The organism is Sphingomonas morindae (assembly GCF_023822065.1).
Classification (GTDB): domain Bacteria; phylum Pseudomonadota; class Alphaproteobacteria; order Sphingomonadales; family Sphingomonadaceae; genus Solisphingomonas; species Solisphingomonas morindae.
The window spans coordinates 92,475-101,715 of the sequence record NZ_CP084932.1 but is presented as its reverse complement, the minus strand read 5'-3'; the positions used below and the strand labels follow the sequence as shown (position 1 = coordinate 101,715).

The window sequence follows — 9,241 nt, the reverse complement described above, 5'->3', positions numbered from 1 at the left end:
TCCGTGTAATTTTTATTCGTGTAGAAACTAGATGGATTCGCTGACTGGAGTCAACTATGCTCCCCTCATGACCGAACTCGAACCGAAACCCGCAATGCGGGCACGCCTCCATTATCTTGACCAGTGCTTCGCCTGGTTGGGACAGGCGAATCGGCGGGATCTGATCGAGGCATTCGGCATCTCGAACGCTCAAGCGGCGGTCGACTTTCGCGCATATCTTGAACGGGTTGCGTCGCCGGCTCCGACATATGATCCGGTCAGGAAGATGTATGTGGCCGCTAAAGGCCATGTCGGGTTGAGCGACACACCGGCCCCTGCTTCGCTCGAGGCGATCTATGCCAAAGCCCACGGCGATGCCTTCGCCCGATTGCCAGGCCCTGCCCGGCATTGCCCCGAGGAAGTCATGCGCGAACTCAATCAGGCGATCGAACGGCGATGCTTCGTGGAGATCGACTATGTTTCGATGACAAGCGGCCGTCGAGATCGCCAGTGGATCGCGCCAACGCACATTGCGAGCGACGGCGAGCGACTGCATGTGAGGGCTTGGAGCGAGGACAGGAAGGAGTGGCGTGACTTTCTTCCGATCCGAGTGTCGGCCGACAGTAGCTTCGCGACACGGCCGATCAAGGAACAGCTCCCTCCCGACATTGACTGGGAGACCATCGTCGAGGTGAGGCTGCGGCCGCGGTCTGATCTATCAGCGGATCAACGGCGCGCGGTGCAGCGGGAATTTGGGTTCGAAGGCGAGGCACTGAGCTTTCAGACCCGGCGCGCACTCGATTTCTACGTCGAGCGACGCTGGGGGCTCGACCGGCCCGGCGCCCGTCTCGAACGATTTTAGGCGCGCCGATGGCTAACGTCACCGTCGCGCCGCGAGAACGCGCCACCCCCGTCGAGGACCCCGCGATTCCCGAGGCTCGAAGCCTACGGACCGGAAAAATCTTGGACGCAAAGCGCTTGATCAGCGCGTTCCCCTATGACGCGGCGATACGACTGAGGGAATGCCTCAAGCTGGCGGCCTTTGCAGGCCAACCTCGACTGTCGTGCCCCATTTGCGGCGTGACGCTTTTCCTCGCCAGCAGCATGCACAAGAACTTCTACCTCCGGCATCGGTCAGAAGATGGGTCATGCCCGGCGGTCACGCGTACCGGATTGTCCGAGGCAGATATCCGAGCGATGAAGTATCGCGGCGCCCAGGAGAGCGGCGCACACCTCCGGATCAAGGAATTGCTGGTCCGTAGCCTGGAGGCCGATCCACGCTTTCGAGATGTTGTCGTCGAGAAGACGTGGCACGCCAGTGAGGGAACGAAGGGCCTTCGGCGACCGGACGTCGCCGCCCGCATCAACGAGCTTAGACTGGCCTTTGAAGTGCAGTTGAGCACGACGTTCCTCGATGTCGTGCTGGGGCGGAAGATCTTCTACAGAGAGCAGGGCGCCGCGCTTGTGTGGATCCTGCCAGGTTTCGACCCGAACTATCGTCGCATGACGACCGACGACATCCTGTTCGGCAATAATTCGAATGTGCTCGTCGTGGACGAGGCGACCGTGGCGGCGTCCGTCGCAGCCGGTCGATTCATACTCCGGGTCTGGCATCGGCAACCCAAAATAAAGGGTGACCGGGTCGTAGACGACTGGATCGAGAGGTTGGTTGGATGGGACGAACTGAAAATCGACGTCGATCGCCAGACGATTTGCGCGTTAGATTTCGAAGCGTCCGAAGCTGCCTGCTACGCCGAGCTTCGCGAAGCGCGCGAACGTCAGCGCGTGGAAGCCGAGGCCGCTCACCGTGGATCCATCGCTCGCATCGAAGAGGAACTAAGGGGTGAAGTCTTCGAATGGGCGTTGACCGCCCCGGAGAACATCAACCCGGTCGAGCATGAAAAGCGGTGGGAAGCGCTGAACTATGCCTTGGTGCCCTTCTGTTACCACCTAGAAGGTCCATCGTGCCGCATCCTCGTGCCGATGCGCATGGTGTGGGTGATCGAGACGGCACGCACCGGCGTTCCTGTCGGGTTTGGCCATCGGAACGTCCTGGAGGTGGCACATCATCTACTCCATCAGCACCCTGAGCTGATCATCGGATTTGGTCATCTCCTGCGCGCCTACGGCAATTTTCATTTGCTCGAGGAACTGGACAAGACCGGCAAATGGAAAAGCAAGATAAGGAGCTATCGGGCGCTCATGCGCTCGGACCCACGCTTTAAGCTCGCCGAAGACGAGGACCGGCTGTTCGGTTTTCTCTCAAACGAGCTGTGCAGAAAGCCTCCCACCGAAAAGACGCCAGACTAGATGGCTGACAACAAAAACCAGCACTTTGTTCCGCGGGTCCACCTGCGCCCATTTACGGTGGGGGGCGAGGGGCTGGCGATCAATCTGTTCAACCTCGATCGCATGAAGGCGATCCCAAACGCGCCGGTCAGGAACCAGTGCTCCGGGGACTATTTCTATGGCCAAAACCGGCTGCTGGAGAACGCGATCAACTTCATCGAAAACCCCTATGGACCCGTCATTCGCCACCTGGCTGACAACGGCGCGATAGGTTCGGCTGTGGAAATCGTGCTGAAGCGATTCATTTACCTGCAATATCTGCGAACGGAGGCCGCTTCCTTCAAAGCCAGCGAGATGGTGCTGGCATTGCACGATGTTCCCGGTTCCGACCTGCCGGTGCCGACCGTCAAAGAAGCAGCGAAGGAGGCGGTCCAAGCTGCGATGCTCAATTACAAGGACACGATGCGCATCGTTGACGATCTCACTCTTTGCGTCGTGCGAAATCGAACTGGTTCGCCGTTCGTAACGTCGGACGATCCGGCAGTATTGACGAACCGACTTCACATTCAGCGGCCCAGAAAGGCTCGGCCGAGCTTTGGCGCGAAAACGGCCGGCGCGATATTCATTTTGCCGCTGACCCCAATGCTCTGCGCCCTCCTTTACGACGGGGCAGTCTACAGCTCGGGCCACCGCGCACATTGGATCGATGCCGATCGATCTGCAGATATCCTCGCTCTCAATTCTCACCAGATCATGGGCTGTTGGGCCAACCTGTATTTTCGGGATTGGGACGATCGCGAGCTTGTTGCTGCGCAGGCGGGGACGAGCAAACCGCTGCGCCCGGAGACCCGCCAGACCGTGACGCAGGCTGTCCTGGAGAAAACGAACGACTGGGGCGAATATTATGCGGTCAAGAAGCCCACGAATATCCGAAACGGCGAGAAGGTGCTGGTGCATGTGGTGTCGAACCATCCAGTCCCGGCTGCATGGCCGTCATTCTTGCGGTTTCGGCCGAACGGACGGGCTTATTCCAACAACACCGGCGCTGGCCTGACCCGTAGCTGGTGTCTCGAGCAGGGCTTCGTGCGCGGCGAGGGCTATCACAAAGTATCGATCTGAGGCGCGCAGTCTCGCGGGAAGGACTTTTGAATGACGGCGGTCACGGCATCTTCGGTCTACTACATTAAGCTCGGGCGCAAAGGCGATTGGGAAGCCGAGAGCATCCACGACGGTGTCATCCGGTTTGGTTATCGCGAGGCACCGCATGACCTTTGCGCGGCGGGAGATTGGGCGGCCGTTCGTGAGGCGATGATGCGCATTAGGGGAGATGCCGGCGCTGCGACCCGCGACGTGAAGCAGATCCGCGCCTTCTACGAGAGCGACGAGACGGTCATCTTCATCACGTTCGTGGGTGGTCTGCTCTATTGGTGCCGGCCGTCTGGCGAGATCGAGATCCTCGGCGACAACAGCCACCGCCGGCCTACGCTGGATGGGTGGCGCAGCACCACGATTGGCGGCACGCTGCTGACCGCCGACCGCCTCTCGGGCCATCTTCTCAAGGTGCAGATGTTCAGGGGCACGATCTGCGACGTCGCCGCTGCCGACTATTTGCTGCGTCGACTCAGCGATGAGCTGTCGCCTGAAGTGGCCGCGGCAGAGGAGGCAGAGAGCGCGCTCATGACGGCCGTGATCCCGCTGATGCGGCTCCTGACGTGGCAGGATTTTGAGCTGCTAGTCGACCTGATCTTCTCTTCGAGCGGCTGGCGCCGGGTCAGTCAACTTGGGCGAACTCAGAAGACCATCGACCTCGAACTGGTGCTGCCGAGCACGAGCGAGCGCGCGTTCGTCCAGGTAAAATCCAAGGCAAGCCGCGCTGCACTGGATGACTATGCTGTGCGCCTGGAGGAAGCCGAGGCCTACGACCGAATGTTTTTCGTTTGGCATACCGGTGTTATCCCCGAGGATGAGGCGCCGGAGGGCGTTATAATGCTGGGTCCGCAGCGCCTGGCAAGAATGGTGGTCGACGCCGGCCTTTCGTCGTGGCTACGCGAGAAGGTCGCTTAGGAATTGGCGGTCAGGTATCGGCCAATCGGACGGATTATTCGGACGGCCCTGACCTTGGGTCGAGATAGGTATCGATCAGCTCGAAATATTTGCGGGTGTCCGCGTAGACATATTGCTGCGCACTTTGGATGGATATGCGGTTGGCGGCATCGATCAGCGCCGGCGGCGCCAGGGCGTCGAGTTGGTTCAGCAGCTCGCTGTTATAGCTCGCGAGGAAGATTGCTGTCGGGGAGAGCGGCAGCGAGATCAGGCAATCCGGCGATCCAAGGCCCGGCAGCATGCAGATCGGAAAATCGCTGGTAAGGAGTCCATAATACCAAGATTCACTGATCAGAACCCGCAGGCCCACGCCCGTAGGCCGAGCGACATGATCCGCCAAGGTTGCTCGACGAGCTTGTTCCAGGCGTCGCAACAATGGTCGACAATCTCGTCGTAGGAGCCGAAAACACGGTTCGACAGCCAATTGTCGCGGATGAATTGCCACACGTTCTCCTGCGGATTGAGCTCGGGGCTTTTCGAGGGGATCGCGACGATCGAGATGTTGTTGGGTACGATCAGCTTCGGCGTCAGATGCCACCCGGCTTGATCCATGAGCAGCACGGCATGGGCGCCGGGTGCAACGTGCAGCGCGATCTCTTCGAGATGCAGGTTCATGGTGTCGGTGTTGCAGAAGGGAAGGACCAGACCCGCCGCCTTGCCCTGCTGCGGGCAGATCGCGCCAAAGATGTAGGCGGATTTGGTGCGCTGATCGTGCGGCGCCGAAGGGCGGGTTCCTCGCTTCGCCCATCGCCTCGTGATCTTGTTCTTCTGCCCGATCCGGGCCTCGTCCTGGAACCAGATCTCTATCGATGTGCCGCGCGGGAGGGACGCTCTGACCTTGTCCAGCTCGGCGGCAAAGCCCCCCTTTTGAAGGCTTCGATCGCTTCCGGGTCCTGAGCGTGGTGCTTGGGCCGCGCCGAGAGCTTGCGATATCCGAGCGCACGCAGCTCGCGGCTCAAGGTGGGCCGCGATACCGAAAGCGAGAAGTCGTCCCACAGCATCTGCGCCAGATCGACGATCCGCCAGCGCACCACGCCATGGACTGCCGGTATCGGACCCCGCTCGATGGCCTCGACCAGCGCTGCGCGGTGGGTCGCATTCAGGATCGACGGCTGTCCTGGCGCCTTCCGGTCGATCAGCCCCTCCGGACCGGCAGCGTTGAACTTCATCACCCAGTCCCGCACGATCTGCAACGTGACCCCGCCGATCCGCGCCGCCTCCGTCCGGCTCGCCCCATCGTAAATCGCCGCCAGCGCCAGCAATCGCCTGGTTTGTGCGCCATCCTTGGAGTGGCGGGCCGCATACCTCACAGAGGCGGCGTCAAAATCGGTGCGAAGCGCGATCGGCATGGCAAACTCCAATCCGTTTGCCATCTTGAATCAGCCCGAGCCGCAACTGGCAAGCCCGCGAGTCACGATCTGTGAGCCTTGGTATAAGGGCCGTCGCGGAAATGGAAGACGCGCCAGTCCATTCGGGCGATGTCCGCCTTCATCTGCGGCAAGTCGACCAAGCCCGGGATCAGCGTCGTTCCAAAATCCTCGACCAGGCCGTCGATGCCGCGCTCCTTCAGAAACTCCATCAAGGTCGGCGGGTGCCCGGGACGGCGCAACGCCACATACTCCTCGGGCCGCGCCGCTATTTCCCGCGCCAGCGTCTCCGACGCATCAGCCTTCAACTTTCGCAGGAGGCTCGGCAGGCGCACCAGCAGGGACATCAGGAAGCGAACCCATGCTATGCGTAAGTCCGTCTGCAGCGCCGGCTGGGTGTCGCTGAGGAGTATTCGCAACGCCTTCGCGGCCGGATCGTCAATCTCCGGCCCCATGAACTCGCGTTCGATCGCATTGCGATGTTCGGGGGGCACGCTGTTCAGAGCATAGAGGCCCCTCTCCGCTCCAATTGTCTTGGGCGCATATTCGCGGACGTACAGCTTTCCCTGCTGGCGCGAATAGGTAGAGAGCCTTCCTTGCGCGTTGGCCCAGCGTGAGAGGTAGAATTGCGGCAGGAAGTGGTGGCGATCGGGGTCGCTCAAATTGGTCCCCTGTCGATAGGGCTTTGCATGCTCAGAGAAGCGCCTGCTGCGCGCTGATCGGCGGATAGACCTGGGTCGGGATGAGGCTACCCTTAGGCAGGACGCGCAGGACCTCGCTCGCCGGCACCGATGGGTCGAGCCAGTCGGCCCAGGAATCCCGCGGTAAGGGGATGATCTGCCGGTGGTGATAAGGCTTGATGTCTTCGCCGGGCTCGGTGGTCAGCAGCGTGAACGCCTCGCCCTCGGCCGTTGAGCGCCAGATGCCCGCGATGCAGAACCAGTCGTGGTCGCGCATCGTGAAGAGCCATTTGGTCTTCCGTTTCTGCTTGGAGTCTTCGGGCGTTGTGAACTCGTAGAAGCCGTCGGCGAGGATCAGGCAGCGATGCGACGTGAACTCCCGGCCCTCCGACTGGTAGTTGTAGACGGGTTTGCCGTTGTGGCCGGGCCAACTCCATCGTCGATTGACCAGCTCGCCGATCCCCCTGCCCTCGCCGCTGCGGACGATCGGCGCGATATCGCTGATCTTGATGTCCTCGCGGGCGGCCACGTTAGGCGTGCCCTCCGGCATTTTGATCTTGATCTTGAGGTCGTCGAAGTCCTCGACGATCGAAGCGATGTCGACCTCCAGACGATAGTCATTGCACATCGGTCACCCGTTCCGCTTGTTCTTGCGACTCATTCGTGTTCCATATATGTTCTTCTCATGTCCACGCCAACGCCGTTCGACTCCGAGGCGCCCCTCGAGAAGCTTCTACGCATCATCCGGCGAAATCCGGACGATATGCAAGAACTGGAAATGGTCGAGGCCCGTTGGGGCTCCAATCCCCGATTCAGCGATGGAACCTCGTTTCGGTTCGTTCGCGCGGAAGGCAAGACATTCCCGAAGCAGCGCTGCCTGGTTCCCGCGTCCGAGTTTCATATGACGGTGGGCGATAAGCAGTACCGGGTGAAGCTCGACGACGGTAATTTCTTCTATCTTGCCGCAGTGTGGGAGCCGGCGATCGCCGAGTGGCCGCTCTCGTTTCGGGTCATCACGGTGGCCGCCAATCCGGAGGTCAGCCGTTATCAGGATCGGCACGGAGCCATCATACTGAGGCGCCAGCGCATGCAATGGCTCGACAATAGTGTTCCTGAGTCCGACCTTCTCGAGACGCCGCCGGCGCGAACCTTCATCGTTGAGGAAATCACGCGCGGACCGCGGCAGAAGGCGCTCGCGCTCTAGTCTGGAACGACGATGGCCATGCCGGCGAGCCGGGAGGTCAGCTCGGCACGCGTGATCGGCACATCGTAGCGCCATTCGAGCAGCCGGACGCCGTGTCGCGCCAGCAAGGCGCGCTTCTTCTCATCGCGAGCGCAGGTAAGGTCGAACCCCTCCTGCCCCCCGAAAAGCGCGATCGGCTCGTAGTGCTGCTGCCCTTGATATTCGATGGCGAGCATCAGCTCGGGCACATGGATGTCGATCGACTGCATGCCGAGGAACGGCGGGCGCCATTGATGGACAGCGGATGGCCAGATCGAGCGAACAAGGTCGAATAGTGCGACCTCGGATACCCAGCCGCGCCCGATCTCAGGGATTGAACGCTCTCGGCGAAAGGCTTCCTCCGCTGCAACCATGGCGCTCGCGAAAAACTCCGACGCGCCGGTATCTGCGACGCCGATATTCCGGGAGAAGATCCGGCCGCGCTGGCCGCTAGGATTGGAGAATTGGGCCATGTGGCGCCGGTAGGTGGCCCAATCGGCCGAAGGCGGCAGCGGCGGTATCATCGACGATCCGAAGTCCGGGCGCAGTCTGGTCATCTCTCCCAGAACGGGTGGCTCGAGCGCGAACTGCGCGTCCAGATGATCTAGAAAGGCCTCGAAATCCTCGAGCAGCCGGTCGGCGATCAGCGATCCTAAGACGTGCTTGCGCGCGAGCACCCGAATGTCCTGAGCCTGAAGCGGAGATCCGGTCAGAAACCGCAGATAGATGACTTCGTCGAACAGGGGCTCCCGCTCGCGGCCGGGGACAGCCTCGACCAGCTCTAGGGCCTCCTCGAGCCGGTCCGCCTCCGTGAGGTCCAGCACGCGCTGCCAATGCGGGTCGGGGTCCCAGGGGCCGGCGTTCACATCGGGAAGGTCGGCCGGCAGCCCGGACCCATCGACGCCGCGCCATTGGTCGCCCATCAGGCGAGCCTGCAGGCCGTACCCGCGCGAGCGATTATTGTCCTCCCAGATCCGCGCGATCGGCAGCGCCGGATCGAGTGGCGTTGCAGTCCAGGATTGGCCCTGAGCAATTCCCTCGGGCCGCATCACATAGCCGATATCGAAACCGGCGGCCGAATAGTCGCCCATGGCAAGATCGCCGATGGCTTCCACGAGCCGCTCATAGAGCCGGACCTGATCCTTGCGCACCCCGACCGAGACGAGGACACGCCCGCGCGTCGAGATCTGGCGAGAGACGGCGGGCGCATAGGTGGCAAGCTCGACTGCGCGTCGCCTGCGGATGCCGGGGCCTTCGAGGAAATGGATGCGGTGCGTGATGTCGTCGGCGAAGTCGGGATAGGAAAGCGGCACCGGTACGACCGTCTTGGCCGGCCGCTTCCTGGCCGGGGCCTCCGATCCATACTCGGCGAGGAGTTCGCCGCAGAGTTTCGAGAGCTTCGCGAAGTGCCTCGCCGCGGGCGAGCCCGGCTCCCGCTTGCCGGAAAGCGTTGCATAGAGCTTCTGCCATTTGGCGAGGTCGCCCCGGTACATCGTGCGCAAGGTGCGGTTTTTCAGCGTGTCCTCATGCAGCTTCGCATCCGCGCGAAACGCCTCAAGGCCTGCGTCTCCCTTCTCTGGCGGTGGCGGCTTGAGGATCAT

At 61.7% G+C, this 9,241-nt stretch carries 10 protein-coding genes; 5 read left to right on the top strand and 5 right to left on the bottom strand.

The annotated features are described in order from the left end of the window. The first annotated feature begins 67 nt into the window (after window positions 1-67). From LHA26_RS19520 to LHA26_RS19505, 4 genes are read left to right on the top strand one after another with little or no spacing between them, the layout of a single operon-like run. Window positions 68-841: a BrxR family transcriptional regulator gene (locus tag LHA26_RS19520; RefSeq protein ID WP_252168905.1), complete on the top strand. Its 774-nt coding sequence runs from the start codon at window positions 68-70 to the stop codon at window positions 839-841. Between the two features lie 8 nt (window positions 842-849). Then, window positions 850-2,289: a DUF6035 family protein gene (locus tag LHA26_RS19515; RefSeq protein WP_252168904.1), complete on the top strand. Its 1,440-nt coding sequence runs from the start codon at window positions 850-852 to the stop codon at window positions 2,287-2,289. After that, window positions 2,290-3,387, top strand: a complete 1,098-nt coding sequence (locus LHA26_RS19510; RefSeq protein ID WP_252168903.1) for a DUF4238 domain-containing protein — start codon at window positions 2,290-2,292, stop codon at window positions 3,385-3,387. Window positions 3,388-3,417: 30 nt separating this feature from the next. After that, window positions 3,418-4,332, top strand: coding sequence for a restriction endonuclease (locus LHA26_RS19505; RefSeq protein WP_252168902.1), 915 nt, complete (start codon window positions 3,418-3,420; stop codon window positions 4,330-4,332). A 34-nt stretch (window positions 4,333-4,366) separates the two neighbouring features. Here the strand turns inward: LHA26_RS19505 and LHA26_RS19500 are convergent, their stop codons facing one another. The 4 genes from LHA26_RS19500 to LHA26_RS19485 form a co-directional block, all read right to left on the bottom strand. Next, window positions 4,367-4,681, bottom strand: coding sequence for a DUF4238 domain-containing protein (locus LHA26_RS19500; RefSeq protein WP_252168901.1), 315 nt, complete (start codon window positions 4,679-4,681; stop codon window positions 4,367-4,369). Then, window positions 4,663-5,720 (bottom strand): IS630 family transposase gene (locus LHA26_RS19495; RefSeq protein WP_252168900.1). Its coding sequence is split into 2 segments (ribosomal slippage): window positions 4,663-5,232 and window positions 5,235-5,720, totalling 1,056 coding nucleotides; the frame shifts between segments, so codons are not numbered across the junction. Before LHA26_RS19495 ends, LHA26_RS19500 begins: the two co-directional genes overlap by 19 nt. A gap of 62 nt (window positions 5,721-5,782) precedes the next feature. After that, the gene (locus tag LHA26_RS19490; protein ID WP_252168899.1) at window positions 5,783-6,400 is read right to left on the bottom strand and encodes a DUF4238 domain-containing protein; all 618 of its coding nucleotides are present in this window, start codon (window positions 6,398-6,400) and stop codon (window positions 5,783-5,785) included. Between the two features lie 31 nt (window positions 6,401-6,431). Then, a complete protein-coding gene (locus LHA26_RS19485; RefSeq protein ID WP_252168898.1) occupies window positions 6,432-7,046 on the bottom strand; it encodes an SOS response-associated peptidase in 615 nt (204 codons plus the stop codon). Between the two features lie 57 nt (window positions 7,047-7,103). Between LHA26_RS19485 and LHA26_RS19480 the strand changes: the two genes are divergently transcribed. Further along, window positions 7,104-7,622 (top strand): SOS response-associated peptidase family protein, encoded by a 519-nt coding sequence (locus LHA26_RS19480; RefSeq protein ID WP_252168897.1) that lies wholly within the window; start codon window positions 7,104-7,106, stop codon window positions 7,620-7,622. Here the strand turns inward: LHA26_RS19480 and LHA26_RS19475 are convergent. Next, window positions 7,619-9,241, bottom strand: a complete 1,623-nt coding sequence (locus LHA26_RS19475; protein ID WP_252168896.1) for a hypothetical protein — start codon at window positions 9,239-9,241, stop codon at window positions 7,619-7,621. The genes LHA26_RS19480 and LHA26_RS19475 overlap by 4 nt on opposite strands.